Source organism: Halomonas urmiana (genome assembly GCF_005780185.1).
GTDB classification, from domain to species: Bacteria; Pseudomonadota; Gammaproteobacteria; order Pseudomonadales; family Halomonadaceae; genus Halomonas; species Halomonas urmiana.
Genome location: NZ_VBUI01000009.1, coordinates 105,590 through 128,688, shown reverse-complemented (window position 1 = coordinate 128,688; position 23,099 = coordinate 105,590). Strand labels below are relative to the sequence as shown.

Annotated in this window: 26 protein-coding genes; 23 read left to right on the top strand and 3 right to left on the bottom strand. The window is 66.3% G+C overall.

The window, feature by feature from the left end; genetic code table 11:
- Window positions 1-35: 35 nt before the first annotated feature.
- Complete coding sequence (locus tag FEI13_RS07615) at window positions 36-557, bottom strand: DUF4410 domain-containing protein (protein WP_138180942.1); 522 nt, start codon at window positions 555-557, stop codon at window positions 36-38.
- A gap of 627 nt (window positions 558-1,184) precedes the next feature.
- Between FEI13_RS07615 and FEI13_RS07610 the strand changes: the two genes are divergently transcribed.
- The 23 genes from FEI13_RS07610 (at window position 1,185) to FEI13_RS07500 (ending at window position 22,245) form a co-directional block, all read left to right on the top strand.
- Complete coding sequence (locus FEI13_RS07610; protein WP_240036472.1) at window positions 1,185-1,889, top strand: beta-ketoacyl synthase chain length factor; 705 nt, start codon at window positions 1,185-1,187, stop codon at window positions 1,887-1,889.
- Window positions 1,886-2,668, top strand: coding sequence for a lysophospholipid acyltransferase family protein (locus FEI13_RS07605; RefSeq protein WP_138180941.1), 783 nt, complete (start codon window positions 1,886-1,888; stop codon window positions 2,666-2,668). Before FEI13_RS07610 ends, FEI13_RS07605 begins: the two co-directional genes overlap by 4 nt.
- 10 nt (window positions 2,669-2,678) lie before the next feature.
- Window positions 2,679-2,909, top strand: a complete 231-nt coding sequence (locus tag FEI13_RS07600; RefSeq protein ID WP_476729736.1) for a phosphopantetheine-binding protein — start codon at window positions 2,679-2,681, stop codon at window positions 2,907-2,909.
- A complete protein-coding gene (locus tag FEI13_RS07595; protein ID WP_420841575.1) occupies window positions 2,899-3,168 on the top strand; it encodes an acyl carrier protein in 270 nt (89 codons plus the stop codon). The genes FEI13_RS07600 and FEI13_RS07595 overlap by 11 nt, the downstream gene beginning before the upstream one ends.
- A gap of 7 nt (window positions 3,169-3,175) precedes the next feature.
- On the top strand, window positions 3,176-3,718 hold the full coding sequence (locus FEI13_RS07590; RefSeq protein ID WP_240036471.1) for a COG4648 family protein: 543 nt from the start codon (window positions 3,176-3,178) through the stop codon (window positions 3,716-3,718).
- A gap of 245 nt (window positions 3,719-3,963) precedes the next feature.
- Complete coding sequence (locus FEI13_RS07585) at window positions 3,964-5,517, top strand: ApeI family dehydratase (RefSeq protein WP_240036470.1); 1,554 nt, start codon at window positions 3,964-3,966, stop codon at window positions 5,515-5,517.
- Window positions 5,510-6,250, top strand: a complete 741-nt coding sequence (locus FEI13_RS07580) for a glycosyltransferase family 2 protein (RefSeq protein ID WP_138180939.1) — start codon at window positions 5,510-5,512, stop codon at window positions 6,248-6,250. The genes FEI13_RS07585 and FEI13_RS07580 overlap by 8 nt, the downstream gene beginning before the upstream one ends.
- On the top strand, window positions 6,247-7,188 hold the full coding sequence (locus tag FEI13_RS07575; RefSeq protein ID WP_138180938.1) for an LpxL/LpxP family acyltransferase: 942 nt from the start codon (window positions 6,247-6,249) through the stop codon (window positions 7,186-7,188). The genes FEI13_RS07580 and FEI13_RS07575 overlap by 4 nt, the downstream gene beginning before the upstream one ends.
- Window positions 7,172-8,728 carry an HAL/PAL/TAL family ammonia-lyase gene (locus FEI13_RS07570; protein WP_138180937.1) on the top strand — a complete coding sequence of 519 codons (1,557 nt, stop codon included), beginning with the start codon at window positions 7,172-7,174 and terminating at the stop codon, window positions 8,726-8,728. The genes FEI13_RS07575 and FEI13_RS07570 overlap by 17 nt, the downstream gene beginning before the upstream one ends.
- Window positions 8,715-9,155 (top strand): acyl-CoA thioesterase, encoded by a 441-nt coding sequence (locus FEI13_RS07565; protein WP_138180936.1) that lies wholly within the window; start codon window positions 8,715-8,717, stop codon window positions 9,153-9,155. The genes FEI13_RS07570 and FEI13_RS07565 overlap by 14 nt, the downstream gene beginning before the upstream one ends.
- Entirely contained in the window at window positions 9,152-9,754 is a 603-nt protein-coding gene (locus FEI13_RS07560) for a LolA-related protein (RefSeq protein WP_138180935.1), read from the top strand. Before FEI13_RS07565 ends, FEI13_RS07560 begins: the two co-directional genes overlap by 4 nt.
- A complete protein-coding gene (locus tag FEI13_RS07555) occupies window positions 9,751-12,171 on the top strand; it encodes an MMPL family transporter (RefSeq protein WP_193555723.1) in 2,421 nt (806 codons plus the stop codon). Before FEI13_RS07560 ends, FEI13_RS07555 begins: the two co-directional genes overlap by 4 nt.
- A complete protein-coding gene (locus FEI13_RS07550; protein WP_138180934.1) occupies window positions 12,158-13,411 on the top strand; it encodes an NAD(P)/FAD-dependent oxidoreductase in 1,254 nt (417 codons plus the stop codon). The genes FEI13_RS07555 and FEI13_RS07550 overlap by 14 nt, the downstream gene beginning before the upstream one ends.
- On the top strand, window positions 13,408-14,166 hold the full coding sequence (locus FEI13_RS07545) for a DUF3261 domain-containing protein (RefSeq protein WP_240036469.1): 759 nt from the start codon (window positions 13,408-13,410) through the stop codon (window positions 14,164-14,166). Before FEI13_RS07550 ends, FEI13_RS07545 begins: the two co-directional genes overlap by 4 nt.
- Entirely contained in the window at window positions 14,151-15,377 is a 1,227-nt protein-coding gene (locus FEI13_RS07540) for a beta-ketoacyl-[acyl-carrier-protein] synthase family protein (protein ID WP_138180933.1), read from the top strand. Before FEI13_RS07545 ends, FEI13_RS07540 begins: the two co-directional genes overlap by 16 nt.
- Entirely contained in the window at window positions 15,374-15,973 is a 600-nt protein-coding gene (locus FEI13_RS07535; protein WP_240036468.1) for a hotdog family protein, read from the top strand. Before FEI13_RS07540 ends, FEI13_RS07535 begins: the two co-directional genes overlap by 4 nt.
- Window positions 15,970-16,695 (top strand): 3-oxoacyl-ACP reductase FabG, encoded by a 726-nt coding sequence (gene fabG / locus FEI13_RS07530; RefSeq protein WP_138180932.1) that lies wholly within the window; start codon window positions 15,970-15,972, stop codon window positions 16,693-16,695. Before FEI13_RS07535 ends, fabG begins: the two co-directional genes overlap by 4 nt.
- The gene (locus tag FEI13_RS07525; protein ID WP_138180931.1) at window positions 16,695-17,954 is read left to right on the top strand and encodes a beta-ketoacyl-ACP synthase; all 1,260 of its coding nucleotides are present in this window, start codon (window positions 16,695-16,697) and stop codon (window positions 17,952-17,954) included. Before fabG ends, FEI13_RS07525 begins: the two co-directional genes overlap by 1 nt.
- 69 nt (window positions 17,955-18,023) lie before the next feature.
- Window positions 18,024-18,467, top strand: coding sequence for an excinuclease ATPase subunit (locus FEI13_RS07520; protein WP_138180930.1), 444 nt, complete (start codon window positions 18,024-18,026; stop codon window positions 18,465-18,467).
- 82 nt (window positions 18,468-18,549) lie between these two features.
- Window positions 18,550-19,071 (top strand): 4'-phosphopantetheinyl transferase family protein, encoded by a 522-nt coding sequence (locus FEI13_RS07515; protein WP_138180929.1) that lies wholly within the window; start codon window positions 18,550-18,552, stop codon window positions 19,069-19,071.
- Between the two features lie 68 nt (window positions 19,072-19,139).
- On the top strand, window positions 19,140-19,991 hold the full coding sequence (locus tag FEI13_RS07510; RefSeq protein WP_138180928.1) for a putative selenate ABC transporter substrate-binding protein: 852 nt from the start codon (window positions 19,140-19,142) through the stop codon (window positions 19,989-19,991).
- Window positions 19,991-20,725, top strand: coding sequence for an ATP-binding cassette domain-containing protein (locus FEI13_RS07505; protein WP_138180927.1), 735 nt, complete (start codon window positions 19,991-19,993; stop codon window positions 20,723-20,725). The genes FEI13_RS07510 and FEI13_RS07505 overlap by 1 nt, the downstream gene beginning before the upstream one ends.
- Window positions 20,722-22,245: a PhnE/PtxC family ABC transporter permease gene (locus FEI13_RS07500; protein WP_240036467.1), complete on the top strand. Its 1,524-nt coding sequence runs from the start codon at window positions 20,722-20,724 to the stop codon at window positions 22,243-22,245. Before FEI13_RS07505 ends, FEI13_RS07500 begins: the two co-directional genes overlap by 4 nt.
- A gap of 39 nt (window positions 22,246-22,284) precedes the next feature.
- Here the strand turns inward: FEI13_RS07500 and FEI13_RS07495 are convergent, their stop codons facing one another.
- The gene (locus FEI13_RS07495; RefSeq protein ID WP_089852369.1) at window positions 22,285-22,647 is read right to left on the bottom strand and encodes a RidA family protein; all 363 of its coding nucleotides are present in this window, start codon (window positions 22,645-22,647) and stop codon (window positions 22,285-22,287) included.
- Between the two features lie 52 nt (window positions 22,648-22,699).
- Window positions 22,700-23,041, bottom strand: coding sequence for a TraR/DksA family transcriptional regulator (locus FEI13_RS07490; RefSeq protein WP_138180926.1), 342 nt, complete (start codon window positions 23,039-23,041; stop codon window positions 22,700-22,702).
- Between the last annotated feature and the right edge of the window lie 58 nt (window positions 23,042-23,099).

Here is a 23,099-nt window from a genome sequence, read left to right as displayed (position 1 = left end):
ATGGGCATACACCCAGCAGCGCCTACACATAAGAGTCAAGGCAGTTGACGACGCAGTTCCGCTATCAGCTCGTCAATGTTTTCCCGAATGGTAATGTCCATACTGCCACCGAAAGCCCCGACGGATAAATCGGAGTCGCTGGCCAATTGCAACAGTTTGGTGCCATCCTCGGCGCGACGTATGGCCAACACCGTGCGCACACTCCCTTTTCCGGCGCCGAAGCCTACCCAGTAACGCCTGGCCCGACTGCCGTAGGTAATATTCATATGGGTTTCCACCACTAAAGCGCCGGGCCCCTCAATCAACTCCACATCAACAAGTTGATAAAAGCCCGACTCCTCAATCACGCCACGAATACGCCGGGAAGCATAGTCACTAAACTCACGGTTCAGGCGAAGATGGTTACCCTTCTGCTCAGTGGAGTCGACCTCAACCTCAAGCACCTGAACCCAGGGGTACTCGTCAAGCCCGGCTGCAGCCTTGTCAGTCCTCACATGTGGAGCACCACAACCAACCAGCAGTAACAATAGGCAGAAAATAAACAATATCCGTTTCATCTCTAATTCCTTTTGTTGATGATCTTCATTTTTTCATGATTGCCACTCAAGGCGAAGAATAATTCACCCTTTATGCATAAGAAAGCTTTAATTATAAAGCTCGGACTCGGACTGGACCGGGAGCAACCAGATTTTCGACATTGCCATACTCGTACTCACTTGCCCCCTTGGCCATGAAATGACTGTGCCTCGAAGGCCGGCGTGGCCTGAATCGTTGGCAGCCGAGGCATAATGAATATCGACAGATAATCGCGCGGACTGGGCACGGCTCTCTCCTTAACCTCCTTTGGCATTGGCGGCCTGGTGGGCGCCCCTTGCTAAACGCATGCATTCGCGACAACGAACAGCGCCAATCTGGCATGGCGCCTTACCCAGCACGGCTGTCACCCCCTCAGTTCAGTGGGCGAGCCTATCACTGTCAGCAGCTAGACCATTGGCTACAGCCCCCGACCATCACCTAGCCTGCGCCATGCACTTCTCCGGGACTGGGCGTCCGCCTAGCGGGCTATCATTGCCGCACAACATCGCATATGTCATCTTGTAAGATGGCAGCGAAAAGGTTTTTTTCCGTCTTTTAACCATCAAATTGGCGCACATTGCTGCTCAAGCCTTAAGGACAGTACTTGGATGCAGCATCGTTCCGCGCTAAAATTAGCGTTTTCACTCAGGCTCCCCAAAAACATGGAACAACTACGCCTAAGTGACTGGTTAGGCTGGCGTCCCGGCGAGCACAATGCCTCGGCCCACTCGCGTCTACTGCCCTACGAAAAGCCCGGTCGGTCCTTGCCCACCATGCTCAGACGGCGACTGGACAATGCCGGTCGTGCCACCTGCGATATCCTAGCTGCACTCGACCCAATGGCCCGTTTCCCTTTGGTGCATGCCTCACGCCATGGGGATGCCGATCACACCTTGGCCATGCTCAAGGCTCTGGCCGGCAACGAGCTCCCGTCTCCCACGCGCTTTTCCATGTCGGTACATAACGCAACCCTCGGCGTACACGCCATCGCCAATCAGCATCGCCGTCCGTTGCAGGCGATCGGCGCTGGCGGCAACGAATTCGAGGCCCTCCTGTGGGAAGCCTTCGGCTATCTCCATGCGGGCCATGATGCGGTCGTTATCGTCTTTAGCGAAGGCGAGCTTCCCGATGAGTACGCTCCCTGTACTTCGCACCCGGGGGTCGCCTGCAGCGTTGGCCTGCGTCTGACTCTAGGAAACGGGCTCGAGATTCTTTCCGAACTGCACCCCCAGGCACCGACATCCCCGACTCCCCTCGAGGTCATCGACTGGCTCATCGACGCCACCTGCCACTGGGCCATTGAGGAGGCATGACACTGGATCAGTGGCGACGCGGCGCTGGCACCGCGCTGTCCTTTACTGCCTTCGGCATCGGCGGCTTGGTCATTGGTCTTGCCATCGCCCCCCTGTTGCGCCTCAGTGTGCGTGATAACGAGGAGCGCCAGCGCTTGGCGCGACGTTTCATTCGTGGCGTCTTTCGAGCCTTTATCGGCCTGATGAAAGGCCTCGGTGTACTCGACTACCGCCTCGAGGGCGGTGAAAGACTTGACTGCCCGGGCCGCTTGATTCTGGCCAACCACCCCTCTCTGATTGACGTTGTCTTTCTGCTGGCCCACACGCCCAACGCCGACTGCATCGTCAAGGGCCGGCTGGCCACCAACCCCTTCACCAGAGGCCCGATACGCGCCGCTGGCTACATCACCAACCGCGATCCCGAAGCGCTGCTGGAAGCGGCGCGGGCGAGCCTGGGCCAAGGCAATTCGCTGATTCTGTTCCCTGAAGGCACCCGGACCACGCCGGGACGACCGATCAAGTTTCGCCGAGGCGGGGCCAATATCGCGCTGCGCACCGACACCATCATCAGCCCGGTCTTGATTCGCTGTTCACCGACCACCCTGACCAAGGGCGAGCCCTGGTATCACATCCCCAAGCGCAAGGTTCACCTGAGCCTGCATGTCCTCGACGATCTGCCGCCAGAGCAGGCGTCCGATCAACCGACCAGCCAGCGCGCCAGGCAGCTGACGCGGGAGCTGAGCGAGTATTTCAATAGGGAACTGGAACGCTATGAGCGAAACGACACCGCTGTCGCTTGATCTGAAACGGATGATCATCGACACCCTCGAACTCGAGGACATCACCCCCGACGACATCGACTATCACGCTCCGCTGTTCGGCGAGGGCCTGGGCCTCGATTCCATTGATGCCCTGGAGCTCGGCCTTGCGCTGCAGAAACGCTACGGTGTCAAACTGGACGCGGAAGCCGAAGATACCCGTCGTCATTTCGCCAGTCTGGCAGCGCTCGAAGCGCTGGTGGAGGACCGTCGTGCCGACTGATGCCACTCAACAGATCAGCCGAGAACAGATACTCAGCCACGTTCAGCACACCCTTATGGAGCTGTTCGAAGTGTCGTCCTCGGAGGTCTCTCCCGAGGCACGGTTGTACGAAGACCTGGATATCGACAGCATCGACGCCGTCGACCTGGTCGTCGAGCTGAAGCGGTTTACCGGCCGTCGCATCGATCCCGAAGCCTTCAAGGTCGTGCGCAGTATCGATGACGTGGTCGACGCCGTCGAAAGCCTGATGCGCGCCTGAGGCCCCAGTGCGCATTCTCGCCATCGTCGCCGCAGTGTTGGCCACGGGGCTTGCCATGACCTGGCCGCTGACCGTGTGGTTGTTACAGGGCACACTCGGCCCCTGGCCGTTGCTGCTGGTCGGCTGCGGCCTGATCGCCTGGCGCCTGCCCCAGGCTCGGGGACTCGCCTTCGTTGCCGCCATTGCGCTGCTGGTGGTGGGGTTCGCTATCGATGCCGAGCTTGGCATGCGCGGCTACCCGGTGGCCGTCAATGCCGTGTTGCTGGCGACCTTCGCCTTGAGCCTATGGCGCGGAATGCCGGTGGTGGAGCAGCTGGCACGGATAAAAGAGCCTAACCTGCCCGCCCGTGGCGTAATCTATACGCGTCGCGTCACCCAGGCCTGGTGCGGCTTCTTCGTGGTCAACGGATCCATCGCTGCCTGGTCCGCCCTCTATGCCGACCTGGCAGCGTGGTCGCTCTACAACGGCGTCATCAGCTACGCCCTGATCGCCCTGATGTTTACCGGCGAGTGGTGCTGCCGCCGTCGTCTGCGGAGATATGCATCGTGAACAGCTATGCGAATAGTTCGTCAGGTAGCCCTGCAAAAAGACCAGTGAATAGCACCTTGACTAACCATGAGAACCACGGCCCCCACACGCCCCGCCAGGAAGCCAGTCAGCCGGCAGCCAACAGCTCCGGAAGCTATCTGTCGCTGCCCCATTCACCCTGGCGGCGTGCCCTGAATGGATCACGGGCACTGCCTAAGCACTGGTGTCGCCCCGATCAACTGCGCGGATGCATAGACGTCTGGCGCGTGTGGCTCGCCACCCAGCCCATGGGCCGCTGGCTAGTCATCGAGCCCGACCCTCACGCCTTCGCCGCCGCCTTGCTGGCGCTATGGGAAACCGGCCGTAGCGCCGTGCTACCCGGCGACGACCGCCCCCAGACCCTGGCGAGCCTCGCCCCCCTGGTCGAAGGGTCGCTACCATCAACGCCCCCGCAACCGAACCGGGGCCAGCTACCGACGCTGGTTCCCATCGATCCCGAAGCCGAAGCCGTGGTGCTCTATACCTCCGGTTCGACGGGCAAGCCGGTGATGCAGCCAAAACGTTTTCGTCAGCTGACGAGCGAACTCGATCGCCAGGCCAAGCTGTGGCCACTGGACGGCGGCGCCGTGGTCTCCCAGGTCAGCCACCAGCATATCTACGGGCTGCTCACCGGCATTCTGCACCCGCTGTGTCACGGCGTGCCATTCTGCGGCGACGAGAATCGCTATCCCGAGGCCATGGCCGAACGCCTGATCGAGGCAAGCGATGCCGGCCTCGCCGTACGCCTGGTGTCCTCTCCCGCCCAGCTCTCGCGGCTACCGGATCACCTGTCGTGGCAGGCGCCTGCCATGGTGTTCTCCTCAGGGGCGCCTCTGGCCTTGCATGATGCCAAGCGCTGCGAGCGCCTGATAGGCGCCCCGGTGATCGAGCTCTATGGCAGCACCGAGACCGGCGGCATTGCCCATCGTCGACAGACTCAGACCGAGGCCTGGACCCCGCTACCTGACGTCGAGATCGCGCTGGGCGACGGAACCCTGGCCCTGCGCTCACCGTTTCTCGCCACTCCCTCTGAGTGGTGGCAACAGGCCGATAGGGTCGAGCCCTGCCCAGAAGGGTTTCGGCTGCTCGGTCGCACCGACCGGCTGGCCAAGATCAGCGGCAAGCGCATCTCGCTGACCGCCATCGAGCGTCACCTGTGTCAGTACGAGGCGATCGAAGATGCCCACTGCCTCGATCTTGAGCGACGCGATGGACGCCTTGGCGTGGTAGTGGCAATGGCTTTGGATGCTCTGCCCCAGGACCATGCCAGCCGCCGCGCTCAGGTCGCGACGCTACGAGCCCACCTCGCCACGCTGCTGGAGCCCGTCGCCATCCCCCGCTACTGGCGCTTTGTGCAGACGCTGCCGACCAACAGCCAGGGCAAGCGCGATCACACCATCCTCAAGCGCACCTTCGACGACCTCGACGACGACCGCCTGGCGCGCTGGCTGGGCGCCAGGGCACACGACGGCAAGCACGTCATTACCCTGGAAGTCCCGGAGCGGCTGCGCTATCTGCAAGGCCATTTCGATGAATTCCCGCTGGTGCCCGGCGTCGTCATGGTCCAGTGGGCCATCCGTCACGCTCACGAGGTATTCGGCCAGCTTGGTGCCTTTCGCGGCGTGGACCGACTCAAGTTCCAGAAAATCCTGCTACCCGGCCAGCGCCTTGCGCTGAGCCTGGAGCGGCGTGCCGACGGCATCACTTTCGGCTTCGACTCGAATCAGGGAAGACATGCCAGCGGCCGAGTACGCTTCACTACGGAGAGCCGCGATGATTGAGCCCCATCCCTGCGCTGTGGTGCCGGTGTACAACCACCCCGATACCATCGCCTCGGTGTGCGCCGAGCTCTCGGCGCTCGGCCTGCCGGTGGTGTTGGTAGACGACGGCTGCGATCCCGCCTGTCGCCAGACCCTCGAGCGTCTCAAGGACGCCGGCCACCACCTGGTGACCCATGAGCACAATCGCGGCAAGGGCGCCGCGGTACGTTCGGGCCTCGCCGAGGCCGAACGGCTCGGCTACAGCCATGGTCTGCAGGTCGATGCTGATGGCCAGCATCGGGTCGATGACCTGCCGGCCTTCCTCGACGCCATGCACCAGACACCACAAGCTCTGGTAGTGGGCTATGCCTGCTACGACGACAGCGTGCCCAAGGCGCGACTCTACGGGCGCTACGCGACCCATGTCTGGGTGTGGATCAACACCCTGTCGCGGCATATCCGCGACACCATGTGCGGTGTCCGGCTGTATCCGCTGGCCGCGGTGAATGCATTGCTCCGCCGGCATGGCTGCGGCGACCGCATGACCTTCGACACCGAGGTGCTGGTGCGCTGGTACTGGTCGGGAGGGACACTCGAGAATCTGCCGGTGCGGGTCCACTATCCCGAACAAGGGGTGAGCCATTTCGCCATGGGCCGCGACAACGCCCAGATCAGCCTGATGCATGCTCGCCTGTTCTTCGCCATGTGGCCTCGTATCCCGAGCCTTTTGCGCCGCCGCAGGAGGCAGCCATGAGCCGCAGCCACTGGACCAGTATCGGCGAGCGCGGCACCTTGTCGGGCATGCTGTTCATGGTCAAGCTGAGGCGCCTCGGTGACTGGCCATTCCAGCTGCTGCTGTGGCCGGTGATCCTGTGGTACTACACCACTCACCGCCTCGCTCGACGTGCCTCGAGAGACTATTGGCTGCGCGTTCAACCGAGCCTTGGCGATAGCGCCCTGGCACTCAGGCGCCAGAGCTTCCGGCATTTCCTGAGCTTCGGGCGCTCGCTGATGGACAAGGTGGCCGCCTGGAACGGCGAGTACCCGCCTTCGCGGCTCGCCGGCGACGGCGTCCAGCGCTTCTCCGCAGCGGTGAATGAAGGCCAGGGCGGACTGATCCTGGTCGCGCACCACGGCAACCTGGACGTGGTCAACGCCCTGAGCGAGCGTCACCCGGATTTCGACCTCACCGTCATCATGCACACCCGCAACGCGCGCAAGTTCAATGAACTGCTCGAGCGAGCCACCGGACGTCGCCAGCCCGAGATCCTCGAGGTCAGCGAGATTTCACCGGCCAGCGCCCAGCGCCTGGACGCACGCATTCGTGGCGGTGGCTTCGTGGTCATCGCCGCCGACCGCACTCCCCCTGGCCAGGGACGCACCAGGTCGCTCGACTTCCTCGGCCACCCGGCGCCCTTCCCCGAAGGCCCCTTCGTGCTCGCGACCTTGCTGCGCTGCCGGCTCTATCGCCTGTCCTGCGTGCGCGAGGGAGGCAGCTTTCTGGTCGAGTTCGACCTCATTGGCGACACCGCGAGCCTAGCCCGACGCGAACGCAGCGCCTGGGTGGCCGCGACCATGCAGCGCCACGCAGACGACCTGGCTAAACGAGTGCGCTGTCATCCGTTGCAGTGGTTCAACTTCTTTCCTTTCTGGCACGCCCAAGAGACCGTCGACCATGACCCATCGCGCTGAGCCATCCACCCCGCTGATCCTCTCGGGCCAGGCCCTAAGCCTCGAAGATGTCCTGGCGGTGGCCGAGGGGCGGCGCCGGGTAGCGCTGTCCGACGACGCCGAATTCCACGCTCGCATCGAGCGCGGACAACGCTTTCTCGAACGCCTGCTCGAGGAAGACGGCGTGGTCTACGGTGTCACCACCGGCTACGGCGATGCCTGTACACGCCCCGTCGCCGCCGAAGACATCCCAAGCCTGCCCCACCAGCTATTCACCTTTCACGGCTGCGGCATGGGCCAGGCACTCGAGGTGGAAGCCGCCCGTGCGGTGGTGCTGGTACGCCTGGTATCGCTTTGTCAAGGCGTCTCGGGGGTCAGTATCGAACTCCTCGAGCGCCTGACCTGGCTGCTCGAACACGACGTCATGCCGGTCATCCCGGAGGAGGGCTCGGTCGGCGCCAGCGGCGACCTGACGCCACTGTCGTATCTGGCCGCCGTGCTCTGCGGCGAGCGCGACGTGTTCGATGACGGGGTGCGACGTCCCGCCGCCGAAGCGCTGGCCGAGCGTGGCCTTGCGCCCTACCGGCTCAAGCCCAAAGAAGGGTTGGCGCTGATGAACGGTACCGCCGTCATGACGGCCCTCGGCGTGCTTGCCTTCGCCCGCTGCGACTACCTGTCAGGACTTGCCACCCGTATCACCGCGCTGTCGGTGCAGGCGCTCGCCGGCAACCCCTATCACTTCGATGCCGAACTGTTTACGGCCAAGCCCCACCCGGGCCAGCAGCGAGTCGCCGCTCGCCTGCGCGAGGATCTGCACGCGCCCACAACGCCGCGCAACTCGCCGCGCCTGCAGGACCGCTATTCGACCCGCTGCGCCCCCCATGTCATCGGCGTGGTCGAGGACGCCCTGCCCTGGTGGCGTCAGTTCTTGACCAACGAACTCAACAGCGCCAACGACAACCCGCTGATCGACGCCGAAGCCGGCAAGGTAATGCACGGCGGCCACTTCTATGGCGGCCACGTGGCCTTCGTCATGGACAGCCTCAAGCAGGCGGCGGCGAATCTCGCCGATCTGCTCGATCGCCAGTTGGCGCTGCTGGTCGACAGTCGCTACAACCATGGCCTGCCGAGCAACCTGAGTGGGGCAAGCCCCGAGCGCCTGGCGCTGAACCATGGCTACAAAGCGGTGCAGATCGGCGCCTCCGCCTGGACCGCCGAAGCCCTCAAGCTGACCATGCCGGCAAGCGTCTTCTCGCGCTCCACCGAGTGCCACAACCAGGACAAGGTGAGCATGGGCACCATCGCCGCCCGAGACGCGCTGCGAGTCCTGACCCTGGTCGAGCAGGTCGCCGCCGCCACCCTGCACGCCGCGGCCCAGGGTGTCGAACTGCGCAGCCGTCTCGCCGCCGGCGATGCCACACCCGAGCGCCTGTCCGTGTTTGTCGATCGACTGCGCAAGGATATCGCATCGCTGGGAGAGGATCGCGCCCTCGACAGCGACCTGAACCGCCTCTGCGCCCTGATTCGCCACCGTCACTGGAGCCTGTATGACGCCGGATGACCGCCCCTTGCCTCGGGCCGAAATCGAGCTCGAGGTGCCGTTTCACGACGTCGACATGATGGAGGTCGCCTGGCACGGCCACTACGTGCGCTATCTCGAGATAGCCCGCTGTCGTCTGCTCGACGCCATCGACTACAACTACCCGCAGATGCGGGCCTCGGGTTTTGCCTGGCCGGTGATCGACCTGCGCCTGCGCTACGCCGCGCCGGCACTGTTTGCCCAGCGCCTACGCATAGAGGCGCGCCTCAGCGAATGGGAGCATCGCCTGAAGATCGACTACACCATCCGCTGCGCCGATACCGACAAGCGCCTGACCCGCGCCTGGACCGTGCAGGTAGCGGTAGGCATCGAAGATCACGAGATGCGCCTGGCCTCCCCCGACGCCCTTATTGAACGTCTTCTCGCCTGGCAGGAGACTCAGTCATGACCCGACCGTCCGTTCTCGTCGCATCGGCCCTGCTATGGGCCCTGATGTCGTGCGCAGGCACAACCCTGGCCGCCGCTGTCGACTCCCAAACCACTCCAGCCACCGGCACACTCGATCTGGACGCACTCGGCGCGCAGTTGAGTCACGATGTGCCGGCCTGTGTCACCTTCGATCAACGCCGCTGGATGGAAGATCTTGGCACCGAATTGCCAAGTAAAGGCTACTTCCGTCGCCAGCCCTCGGGGCTGGTGTGGCAGACCCTAACTCCAGTGGAAGACCGCGTGGTGCTGTCCGCCGACAACCCCGAGCTGCCGCCGGGACTCAAGGCGCTGCTCCCGGTACTGACCGGCATGCTGGAAGGCGACTGGGACAGTCTCGAGCAGCACTTCGATGTCGAACTAAGCGGCTCGATGGCGGCCTGGCAGGCCGAGCTTGCACCCCGGGACACTGCCATTGCCGAACGCCTGGACGACGTCGAGCTGAGTGGTGGCGATGAGGTCGAAGCCCTCGAGGTAGCCTTCAGCGATGGCGATCAACTGGCGCTGTACCTCACCCCGGTGGAGTGCAGCGAATCGCCCGGCGGAGCCGATACTCCGTGAGATACCGCTCGCCGCAAGACGCTCCTGCGCATGCCTTCGATAGGCCTAGGCAAGCCGCCTGGGCCTGGGCAGTAGTGGTCGCCGTCTGTGCGCTGATACTGGCCGTGCATGTGCTGCGCGGCGCACCTCTGGACACGCGCATCACCGCACTGCTGCCGGAGTCGCAAGGCGCGGAGCAACTGGTCCGGGCCGATGCCAACCTCGGCGAGACCTTCGAGCAACGCTTCGTGCTGCTGGTCGCGGGAGGCGATGGCGCGGCGTCCGGCGAGGCCGCCAATGAGCTACGCCGCCGACTGGCGGCCAGCGGTATCATCGCCGCTTTCGATAGCCAGTCACCGCCGCGCCCCGACCGTTTGCTGGCGCCCTACCGCTATCGTCTGCTCGCCGAGGACATGAAGCACAGCGACACTGAGACTTGGCGGCAGCACGGCCTGTCGCGACTGTTTACCCCTGGTGTCGACTCGGACCTCTCAGGCGACCCCTTCGGCCTGCTCGATGCCTGGCTCGGCGAGCGTTTCTCAGGGCCGGTGAGCTGGCAGGAAGATGGCCCCAGCATCGCGACGCCCGAGGGACGCTGGAAGCTGATCAGCGCGACCCTGGCCGACAGCCCCTATGACATGATGGTGCAGCGCGCGTTGTCCGACACCGTCGCCCAGTTCAGCGACACTCATCCCGACGTACGGCTGCTGCGCGCCGGTCTGGTCTTCCATGCGGCGGCGGGTGCGAGTCAGGCCCGGAGGGAAATCACCACCATCGGCCTCGGTTCGCTGATCGGTATCGTGGTGCTGCTGGCCGTGGTCTTTCGCCGCCCCATCGTGCTGGCCACGCTGTTACTGCCGGTGGCCACCGGCCTGGTCTTCGCCACGGCCCTGACCTGGACCCTGTTCGGTTCTCTGAACTTGATCACCCTGGCCTTCGGCGCCAGCCTGATCGGTATCTCGGTGGACTATGCCCTGCACCTGCAGTGCGCCCGACAGCTACACCCCTATCGCCCCCTGGCCCGACTGTGGCCGGGGCTCACCCTCGGACTAATCTCGAGCCTGTGCGCCTACCTCGTGCAGCTCGCCACACCGATGCCGGGGCTGCGTCAGATGGCCATCTTCACCGCCCTTGGCCTGACCGGCGCCTGGCTGAGCGTACGCCTGTGGCTGCCGCTGTTACCGCTGCACCCGCACCCGGCGACCCACGCCATTGCGCATCGCCTGAATCACCTGCGCCTGACGCGCCATCATCCCGGCCTCTACGCCGGCGCCGGCCTTGTGCTCGCAGCCTCGATCACCCTGGCCATCGGCCAGGGCAGCACCAGCCACGACCTGCGCCAGCTCAACCCGTCGCCGGCCTCGCTGATCGACCAGCAGCAGCGCGTACAGACCCTGCTCGAGCGCCCGGCGAGCTTCCGTTACCTGCTGGTCAGCGCCGGCTCAAGCGAGGCCCTACTCCAACGTCTCGAGGCGCTGACGCCGTCTCTCGCCGAGCTTAAGCGCGACGGCCATCTTGCCTCCTTTCAGCACCTGGCCCAAGCGGTGCCTTCCGCGGCGACCCAGCAGGCCAACTTGACCCAGGTACGCCAGCGCTACTCGGACGCGTTGCCGGGACTGCTCGAACAGGCAGGCCTTCCCGCCGAGCTCGACGACCGGCTCGATGCAACACTCGACGACGTGCCTGTGCTGACACCCGACATCTGGCTAGCCTCCCACGCGGGCGAATCTGATCGCGCACTGTGGCTTGAGGTCTCAGGTCAGGCAGGCCGTCTGCCGAGTGCGCTGGTGATGATCGGCGACGTCGATGCCGAGGGACTGGCGGCGCTGACTAAAATGGCCTCAGCCGATGGGGTGATCTACCGCGACCGCGTCCAGGCCCTCTCGAACCAACTCGCCGACTTGAGCGGCGAGATCCTGCAATGGCTCGGCGTCGCGCTCGCCCTATTGGTGTTCACCTTCGGCTGGCGCTATGGTCGCCGGGCATGGCGCGTACTGTTACCGCCGGTGGGCGCGGTGGTCATTACCCTGGGGGTCTTCGCCGCCAGCCACACCGGCCTGACGCTGTTTCATCTGCTCGGTCTGCTGCTGGTACTGGGCATCGGCCTCGACGCCGGCATCTTCAGCACCGAGCACCCGGCCGACCCCGGCGCCTGGCTCGCCATCAGTCTGTCCTGCGCGTCCAGCCTGCTCGCCTTCGGGCTACTTGCCTTCAGTGCCACGCCGGCGCTGCACTTTCTCGGCACCACCTGTCTGATCGGATTGATCGCCACCTGGTGCCTGGTGCCACTGGCCCGGGGAGTCGTGCACCAAAGCCCGCAACCCGGCCCGCCCCCGACCTATAGATGCGCTTCCTTTCAGGGTCCAGGCGACGTCCCGAACCGGACAGAGCGCAGCCCTACCAACGCACAGGTGAATTCATCCCATGGATCAGCGTGACAATAGCGACGTGGCAATCATCGGCGCAGGCCCTTCGGGCGCGGCGGCGGCGTCCTGGCTTGCCCGCGCGGGCTACTCGGTCAGGGTGCTGGAGCGCGGTCACTTCCCACGATTCTCCATCGGCGAGAGCCTGCTGCCACAATGCATGGAGCACCTTGAGACCTGCGGACTCATGGCAGCGGCCGAAGCCGGGAGCTTTCAGCCCAAGAACGGCGCCGCATTCTGTCGCGGCGATGAATACACCGCCATCGACTTTCGCGACAAGTTCAGCCCCGGCCCCGGCACCACCTGGCAGGTCGAACGAGCCGACTTCGACCAGCGCCTGATCGAGGGCGCTCGAGCCGCCGGCGCCGAGATCGACTTCGGTGTTACGGTCACCGAGTTCCAGGCCGACCCGCAGCAGCCGCTTCTCGACTACATCAACGAGGCCGGCGAAAGCCGCTCGCTCAAGGCGCGCTTCGTTCTTGATGCCAGCGGCTATGGTCGCGTGCTGGCGCGCCTCGAAAAGCTCGACAAGCCCTCGAGCCTGCCTACACGCTGCGCGCTCTTCACTCACATCGAAGACCACATCGAGTCTCCGGATCACGACCGCGAGAAGATCCTGATCGGCGTCCACCCACGCCATGCCGACGTCTGGTATTGGCTGATCCCATTCCTCAACGGTCGCGCCTCGGTGGGGGTCGTGGCCAGCGCCGAGGTGCTCGAGGCCGCAGGCGCCGACGACAGCGAACGCTTGTGGACACTGATCAACGAGGAGCCCCGCTACGCGCGACTGCTCAAGCAAGCCGAGGCCGTGCGTGACGTCCAGCGCCTGCAAGGCTACTCCGCCGATATCACCCGCCTGCACGGCCCCGGTTTTGCGGTGCTCGGCAACGCCGGCGAGTTCCTCGATCCGGTGTTCTCCTCCGGCGTCACTATCGCGCTCGACTCCGCCGTGAGGGCCGCCCCCCTGGTGGCCCGAACACTCGAGGGCGAGAGCGTCGACTGGGACCGCGACTTCGAGATTCCCCTGCGGCGAGGCGTCGCCACGTTCCGGGAGTTCGTCGACGCCTGGTACGATGGCCGCCTCACGCGCATCATCTTTCATCCAGCCAAGCCCACCCGAGTGCGGCAAATGATCGCTTCGGTGCTGGCCGGCTACGCCTGGGATGGGGCCAACCCCTTCGTCGCCGCCAGCCTGCGCCGTCTGAATCGCCTCGCCGAGCACTGCGCCCTCGACACCGAGGTCACCGACCCATGACCACACGCTCTTCTGTCTGCGATCGCCCCGCCACCATGCAACGCCTGGCTCACTTGATGCGTCGGGTGGCGCTTCCGCGGCGCCTGGGCCTGACGCTTGTGGCTGGACTCACCCTGGTGCTTGACGCCTGCAGCATGGCACCAACCGGCTCTCCGGTGCCGACACTTGCATCGCTGCCACCAGCGGGCCCCGAGACTCAGCGCCTGACCTTCGTCCGCGACGGTGAGACGCGGGTCTTGATTGGCGTGCTGCGCCACGACAGCCGACGTCTGCAACTCGCACTGTTAAGCCCTCAAGGCCAGCGGCTGTTGACCCTGGTGCGTGACGCTAAGGGCGCCCGCTTCCTGCCCGACCCAGCCTTCGCGCCACCGTTCTCGGCCGAGTGGCTCGACACCCGCCTAAGCTGGAGCCTATGGCCCGCAGCCCGGCTGGAAGAGGCCTTCGCGGGCAGCGCCTGGTCTCTCGATCAGGCCGGAGAGGAGCGCCGCATCTACCGCGGCGACGAACTAGTGGCCCACCTTATGATGACGCCGACCTGTCGCGTGATTCATGATGTCGAGGCCGCCTTTCGACTCACCGTCGCCGCGCTGAACGGCGCGTCGGCCGCTGCCACGGACGTGGACAACAAGAGCGGCAACGACAGCGCCGACGATAGCTACTACGACGACATCGACACCAATAAAGATGTCGTCACTGATTTCGACAACAGCATCGACAACAAAGCAGCGACCGATCCGCCATGCCCCCTGACGTGACCAACAAGACAGACGTGACCGACGTAACAACAGTGCAGACGCACTGCCGACTCCATGCGCCGGCCCTGGTCTGCCCCTTGGGGGATGACCTATCCGCCATCGCCGCCCGCTTGTTCAGCGGCGAGCGCGGCCTGACGCAGAGCGATGCCCTCACCCCGGGTCTGCCCCTGTGGCTCGGCGCGGTGACGACACCGCTGCCCGATGACAGCGCCTGGCCCGCGCGTCATCGCTCACGCAACAATCGCTTGCTCGCCGCGGCGTTGACACGGCTCGAGCCGACCCTCAGTAACTACCTGGCCGAGCACCCGAAGGCCCGCATCGGCGTGGTCATGGGCACCAGTACCTCCGGGATCGGCGAGACCGAAGCGGCGCTGCCTCAGCGTCTGGCCTCCGGCGACTGGCCGCCAGACTTTCACTACTGCCGCCACGAAATCGGCGCGCCGTCGGACTTCGTGGCCTGGCGACTTGGGATCACCGGCCCCGCCTACACGCTGTCCACCGCCTGCACCTCGAGCGCCAAGGCACTGGCCAGCGCCCGGCGCCTGATCCAGGCAGGCCTGTGCGACGCCGTCGTCGCCGGCGGTGCCGACACCCTATGCCAGCTGACCGTCAACGGCTTCGCTTCACTCGACGCCATCAGCGCTGAGCGCTGCCGCCCCTTCGCCGCCAACCGCGACGGCATCAATCTCGGCGAGGGCGCGGCGCTGTTTCTGGTCACTGGCGAGGCTGACGGCATCCAGTTCACCGGCTACGGCGAGTCCAGCGATGCCCATCATATCTCGGCGCCACGCCCCGACGGCGAAGGCGCCTTCCAGGCCATGCGTCAGGCCTTGGACATGGCCGGGGTGAGCCCCGAGCAGGTCAACTACCTAAACCTCCACGGCACCGCCACCCGCCAGAATGACAGCATGGAGTCGTTGGCCGTAGCGGCGCTGTTTCCCGCCGGTGTGGCCTGTAGCTCGACCAAGAGCCTGACCGGCCACACCCTGGGTGCCTGCGGCGCGCTGGAAGCGGCCTTCTGCTGGTTGGCGCTGCGCGATGGCCGACTCCCCCCACACCTCGACGTCCCGGATCCTGAGCTTCCACTTCTCGCCTACTGTGGCCAGGATGCGCCGCATCGCCCACCGAACCGGACGGTGCGCCACACGCTGTCCAACGCCTTCGCCTTCGGCGGCAACAATATCGCCCTGCTGTTGGAGCAAGCACCATGACCGTTCCGACCGATGAACCGAGCTATCAACCGGTCCATGCCATGAGCGCGAGTGCCGGCGATAACGCATCGCCTTCGCTGATGCCCATCGCCGACCTGGTCCCCCACAGCGGCATCATGTGCCTGCTCGATGAGGTGTTGGAGATCGGCGAAGAGCATCTGCGAGCGCGGATCACCCCCCGGGCCGACGACCCCTTTGCCGACACCGCCGTAACAGAACCTGCACTCGCCGATGCCCCCCTTGCTCAAACCACAGGCGCCTCGTCCCCCGGCATCCCCGGCTGGGTCGGGCTCGAGTGGCTGGCCCAGGCCATCGCCGCCTGGTCGGGGCACACCGTTGGCACCCAGGGTGGCAAGCCGCAGATCGGTTTTCTGCTCGGCGCGCGGCGCTATGACTGCGAGGTCGAGTATTTCGCCCTCGGCGAGCCGGTCGAGGTCGAAATCCACCTCGACTATCGCGCCGACAACGGGCTTGGTGCCTTTCGCGGCGAACTGCTTGGACGTGACGGCGTGGTGCTCGCCCATTCCACCCTCAATGTCTTTCAACCCGACTCGGCCGACGCCCTCGCGGCCATGATCGAGGACTCTACTTCATGACCGATACCCTACTCGTCACTGGTTCTAGCCGCGGCATCGGCCGCGCCATCGCCCTGCGTCTGGCCCGCGACGGCTTCGATATCGTGCTGCACTGCCGTCAGCGTCGCGACGCCGCCGAAGCGGTGGCCGAAGAAATCCGCGGGATAGGCCGCGAGGCCCGCATCCTGTGCTTCGACGTCACCGACCGGGTGGCCGCCCGAGAGGCTCTCGAGGCCGACATCGAGACCCACGGCGCTTACTACGGTGTGATCTGCAATGCCGGCATCACCGCAGACGGCGCCTTCCCCGCGCTCACCGATGAAGATTGGGATGGCGTCATCCACACCAACCTCGACGGCTTCTACAACGTGGTGAAGCCGCTGACCATGCCGATGGTCCGGAGGCGCGCGCCGGGACGTATCGTGATCATGTCGTCGGTGTCCGGGCTGATGGGCAATCGCGGCCAGGTCAACTACAGCGCCGCCAAGGCCGGTCTGATCGGCGCGATGAAGGCACTGGCGGTGGAGCTGGCCAAGCGCCGCATCACCGTCAACTGCGTCGCTCCCGGGCTGATCGATACCGACATGACCGAGGATCTCGCCGGTGAGGAGGCCCTCAAGCTGATCCCCATGCAGCGCACCGGCACCGGAGAGGAAGTCGCGGGGGCCGTGAGCTTCCTGTGCTCGACAGACGGTGCCTATGTCACCCGTCAGGTGCTGGCCGTGAACGGAGGCATGTGCTGATGACCGCCGACACTCTGCGGGCCGATGGGCTGGGCCGACGCGTGGTAGTGACCGGCATGGCCGGCTTCTCGCCGATCGGCAACGACTGGGCCGGCATCCGTGAACGACTGACCCGTCTGGACACCGGCATTCGCCACATCGGCGACTGGGACGAATACGAGGGGCTTAACACCCGGCTCGGCGCCCCGGTCGAGGACTTCACGCTACCGCCCCACTATCACCGTCGAGCGCTGCGCAGCATGGGCCGCGGTGCCCGCATGGCCACGCGCGCCAGCGAACTGGCGCTGGAAGAGGCCGGCCTGCTGGGCGAGGCACTGGTGGGGAGCGGACGCATGGGCATCGCCTACGGCGCCTCTGCCGGGGAGCCCGACGCGGTGGCCGACTTTGGCAACATGCTGATCAACAAGTCCACCGACGGCCTGAACGCCAACTCCTACATCCGCATGATGGCGCACACCGCGCCGGTCAACATCGGCGTATTCCTCGGGGTCAAGGGACGCATCCACACCACTTCCAGCGCCTGCACCTCCGGCAGTCAGGGCATCGGCTATGCCTATGAGGCGATTCGCTTCGCCCGGCAGACAGCCATGATCGCCGGCGGCTGCGAGGAGCTGTCTGCCTCCGAGGCGGCCGTGTTCGACACCTTGTTCGCCACCAGCACCCGCAATGAAGCACCGGAGACATCGCCGCGACCCTTCGACGCCGAACGCGACGGCCTGGTGATCGGCGAGGGGGCGGGGACGCTTATCCTGGAGGATCTCGAACACGCCCGGGCACGCGGCGCCACCATCCACGCCGAGCTGGTCGGCTTCGGCACCAACAGCGACGGACGTCACGTCACCCAGCCGGATGCCACCATGATGGAAGCGGCGATGCGTCAGGCCCTGGACGACGCCGGCCTGGCACCGGAGCAGATCGGCTACGTCAGCGCCCACGGCACCGCCACGGATCGCGGTGACATCGCCGAGAGCCAGGCCACCCACGCGGTGTTCGGTGGCCGTCAGCCCATCAGCGCCTTCAAGAGCTTCACCGGCCACACCCTCGGTGCATGCGGCGCCCTAGAGGCCTGGGTGGCAATCGAGATGATGCGCGAAGGCTGGTTCCACGGCACCGCCAATCTCGACCGGCTCGATCCCAAGTGCGCCGAACTGGACTATCTCACCGGCGCAGGGCGCCGCCTCGACTGCGACTACGTGATGAGCAACAACTTTGCCTTCGGTGGCATCAACACCTCGTTGATCTTCCGCCGCTGGCCCTGAGGCCTCAGCCTCGTCCGACCCGGCCGAGGCGTGGATAGGTATCTCACCCCAACCGAAAAGGAACACATCATGAAGCAAGGACTGCTCTCCCTCACGGCCCTGGTGGCCGGCCTGGCCATGGCTACCTCGGCCCAGGCCCGCGACACTCGCCACCTGCTGTCCATCGAGGAGGCCATGGACACCCCGGCGGCTCAGGAGAAGCTGGATCCCAACATCCGCTTCGTGTTCGCCGATACACCGCACGGCAGCGTGGCAGAGCAGTACGGCAACTTCGTCACCAACAAGAAGACCAACGCCTTCAACAAGAGCGACGAAGAAGCCTGTCGCTGGGTCATGCTGTCGGCGCTGCTCAGCCTGCAGGATCGCGTCCATGCTGAGGGTGGCAACGCGGTGATCAACATCGAGAGCTTCTACGACCGGGAGCCCATGGTGTCCCGCGCCGAGTACGAGTGCTACGCCGGCATGCTGATGGCCGGCGTCGCACTACGCGGCGATGTCGTCACCCTGCGCTGAGGAGGCCCGGTCGCTCCTGACGCTACGCGCCGGAGGAGCAGATCGTGACGGCGCGAGCCAGTCGCGACGCGGCCGGGAGCTCTTGAGCGAACTGGCCGCCGAGCGCGGACTGGACTGCCCAGTGTCGGGCTGGTCTCCGAGGGGGACCGGCCCCCCCCGTCATCCGGGCCTGCCCGATGGGCTGCATGCCGGCCTGAGCCACCGCCATGGTCGCGTGGTCGCCGCCCTGGCCGACTGCCCGTTTGGCCTCGATCTGGAACATGCCCTTCCTCGACACCGTCGGCACCTAGCGGAACGAGCCGACCTGCTGCCCGAGCCCTGGGTGCGACGTCGCATCCTCGCGGCCGAGACACCACTGGCGGCCTTCTATCGGGCTTGGACGCTCCACGAGGCCCTCTTCAAGTTCGAGACTCTCCGCGGTCGACCACCGACAGCGCTGCTGGCCACCCGCCTCGGCACGCTCCGCGAGCCGCACGGTCCCGCCGCCTGGCGCTGGCAGCAGGGCGATTGGACGCTGAGCCTCTGCGCCGAGACGCCGACGCTTCGGATCATCGCGCCGGCATCGCTGACGCCGATGCCACTCACGACCGATATCCTGGCCTGACCCCACGGCTTGCCAAAGCCCCGACCAGCCACAACAATGGCGGGCCATCGACCACTCCGGAGATCACCATGCGTTGGCTCGCCGTACCCGCCGCCCTGTGCCTGTTCGCACAGGGCGCCGCCGCCGACACCTTCCGCTTCACCGCCATTCCCGACGAGAACCAGTCGCGGCTGATCGAGCGCTTCTCGAAGGTCGCCGACTACCTCGAGACGCGCCTGGACGTCGAGGTGGAGTACGTGCCGGTGAAGTCCTACGGCGCCTCGGTCAGCGCCTTTCGCAACGATCAGGTCCAGCTGGCCTGGTTCGGCGGCCTCTCCGGGGTGCAGGCGCGCCGCCTGGTGCCGGGCTCCGTGGCCCTGGCCCAGGGCAGCGAGGACGCCGAGTTCAAGAGCTACCTCATCGCCCACCGCTCCACCGGGCTGGAGCACGCCGAGACGCTCCCCGAGGCGATCCGCGACATGAGCCTGACCTTCGGCTCGCGCACCTCCACCTCGGGGCGCCTGATGCCCGAGCACTACCTGCGCCAGCGCTTCGACGCCGCGCCCGACGAGCTCTTCTCCCGGGTCGGCTTCTCCGGGGACCATTCGCGCACCATCGCCCTGGTCGAGGCCGGCACCTGGGAGCTTGGCGCGGTCAACTTCAGCGTCTGGGACGCCGCGGTCGCCGACGGCCGGGTCGATACTGACAAGGTCGACGTGATCTGGGAAACGCCCCCCTACCCCGACTACAACTGGACGGTGCGCGGCGACGTCGACGCGCGCTTCGGCGAGGGCTTCACCGACCGGGTGCGCGCGGCCCTGCTCGAGATGGACGACCCCGAACTGCTGGCGAGCTTCCCGCGCGAGGGCTTCATTCCTGCCGATAACGCCCTCTATGCGCCCATCGAAGACGTCGCCGAAGAGCTCGGCCTGCTGCGCTGATGAGCGCGTCGTTGCTCGCCCTGGAGGGCGTCGACCTGGGGCACGGCGACCAGGTGGTGCTGCCAGGCCTGCGCCTCGACCTGCACCACGGCGAGCGCGTGGCCCTGCTCGGCCAGAGCGGCGCCGGCAAGTCGACCCTGCTTCACGCGCTGCGACAACGGCTGGGCGAGACGGCCGCCTGGTGCCCCCAGCAGCATGGCCTGGTGCCAGGGCTCGCGGTCTACCACAACGTCTACATGGGGCGACTCGCCGAGCACTCGGCGCTGGCCAACCTGTGGAACCTGATCCGCCCGCTGGCCGGGCCCTGGCGTCAGGTCGCCGAGCTCTGCGATGCCCTGGGCCTGGCGGGACTGATGCGCCGGCCGGTGGGCCAGCTCTCCGGCGGCCAGCGCCAGCGGGTGGCGATCGCCCGGGCGCTCTACCAGCAGCGCACCCTGTTCCTCGGCGACGAGCCGGTGGCCAGCGTCGATCCCCACCAGGCGCTGCGCCTGCTCGACCTGATCGACGCGCGCCACGCCACCTCGGTGATCGCCCTGCACCAGCGTGAGCTGGCGCTCACCCACTTCGACCGGGTCTGGGGACTGCGCGATGGCCGGCTGGTGATCGACGCTCCGGCACACACGCTGTGCCTGGCGGACCTGGACGCCCTCTACCCGGATGCCGGCAGCACCTCGGCCGACGTCGAGCGCGAGGGCAAGGGTGAGGGTGAGGACAAGGCGGAGCCGGCATCTTGACGCCGCCCGAACTGACACGAGACGCGGCCCGCCCCGGCTGGCTGAGCGGCCAGAGCACGGGGCTGCGGCTGGCTCGCCACACCCTGACGCTGGTGGCCCTGGCGGTGCTGCTGGTGCCCTTCGCCGACCTCGCGGTGGTGACCCGAGATCCCTGGGGGGAGCTCGCGCGCATGGCCAGCGGGCTCGCCTGGCCCGCCTGGGGCGCGGTGGAGTCGCCGCTCGAGGCCCTGGGGCTGACCGTGGCGGTGGCCCTCTGGGGGACGCTGGGTGGGCTGCTGTTCGGCTTTCCCCTGGCGCTGCTGTTCGCCCGGTCGCGGCTGGTGCGCACCGGCTGCGCCTTCGTCCGGGCGATCCATGAACTCTTCTGGGCGCTGCTCTTCCTGCAGGTGTTCGGCCTCTCTGCCGCCACCGCGCTGATGGCCCTGGCCATCCCTTATGCCGGCATCTTCGCCAAAGTCTTCGCGGAGATCCTCGAGCAGATCCCCGGCGCCCCGCGAGAGGCCCTGCCGCCGGGCGTCTCGCGACTGTCGCGCTTCGTCTATGCGGAGCTGCCGCTGGCCTGGACGCGGTTCGCCGCTTACACCCGCTATCGCTTCGAGTGCGCCCTGAGGGCCAGCGTGCTGCTGGGCTTCGTCGGCCTGCCGACGCTGGGCTTCCAACTGGAGACCGCCTTTCGTGAGGGGCGCTACCACGAGGCCGGAGCGCTGCTATGGCTCTTCTACCTGCTGATCGCGAGTCTGCCCTGGTGGGGACACCGCCAGCTGCTGCCACTGCTGATGATCGGCGGGGCCTTTCTGCTGGCCCCCTGGCCGGAGGTGAGCACAAGCCTGCTGTGGCGCTTCGTCAGCCAGGACATCTGGCCGCCGGCGCTGCTGGCGGGAGACTGGAAAGGACTCATCGACTGGCTGGCGCGGGTGCCGGAGCTGGGAGCCGCCATCGGCAACACCCTGCTGCTCGGCCTATTGGGCAGCGTCGGGGCGCTGCTGGTGGCCCTGGCGCTCTGGCCGCTCGCCTGCCGCCACTTCGGCAACGCGGCGACCCGGCTGGCTGGCCGAGGGCTGCTGCTGTTCCTGCGCTCGACCCCCGAACTGATGCTGGCCTTTCTGTTCCTGCTGCTGCTGGGCCCGTCGCTACTCCCCGCCTGGCTGGCGCTGTCGCTGCACAACGGCGCGCTGATCGCCTTCCTGGTGGCGCGCCACGCCGATGCGATCACTCCGGGCATGCCGGACGCCAGCGGGGTCGGGCGCTTCGCCTACGAGCTGCTGCCACGGGTCTATCCGGGAATGCTGGCGCTGCTCTACTACCGCGCCGAGGTGATCCTGCGCGAGACGGCGATCCTGGGGATGCTGGGCGTGGCGACCTTGGGCTACTACATCGACGCCAACTTCGAGTATCTGCTGTTCGACGTCGCCTTCTTCCTGCTGCTGGTCACCGCGCTGCTCAACATCGCCGTGGATGCCCTCTCGCGGCGGCTGCGCCCGCGCGAGGCCGCCGTCATCGACGACCCCTGCCAGCGCTAGGCCGGTGGGCCGGGACGCGCCGCGTCCCGACCGCGACCATCAGCTGCTTGGCACCAGCGCGGTGACGGTGATCTCCACCTTCAGCTCGTCGGCGGGCAGGGGCGCGCAGACGCAGGTGCGGGCCGGCGCATGGCCGGTCGGTACCCAGTCGTCCCAGACGGCGTTCATGGCGGCCACGTCGTTGCCATCCTTGAGGTAGATCGTCGCCGAGAGCAGGTGCTCGCGGTCGGAGCCGATCTCGGTGAGCAGCGCATCGACGCGTTCCAGCATGCTCTGGGTCTGCTCGGTGATGTCGCCGTGGCGCGCCTCGGGGCCGGCTACCTGGCCACACAGCCAAGCCACGCCGTTGTGGATCACCGCGCGGCTCATGCGCGCCTTGGTGTCGTGTCGTTCGATGCTCATCGTGGTTCTCTTCGTCGGATAAAGGGTATCGCCGAGTCACGCCGTCGTGGCGTCACTCGGCACAGTCGATGCACTTCAGCACCAGGGGATCGCGCTCCAGGCGCCGGGCGTCGATCCAGTCGCCGCAGGCGATACATTCGCCGTACTCGCCGCGGTCGATGCGCGCCAGGGCGCCGGTGATGCGCTGTTGAGCCAGCTGGCGACGCTGCTCCTCGGCCTTGGCCATGGCCTGCCCCTGCAGGGCATCCATGCGCGACAGACGCCCTACCGAGGTCTGGTCCAGCATCACGGTCTCGCGGGCGTCGCGGCCCGCTTCGCTCTGCGCCTGCAGCTCGGCGCGCCGCGCATGCAGCCTCCTCACCACGGCGTCCATCTCCAGCTCAGGATGATTCATCACCGCCTCCATATCCGGGAGTATCGGGACAGCTCGGCACGCCAATGCCAGCCCTCAG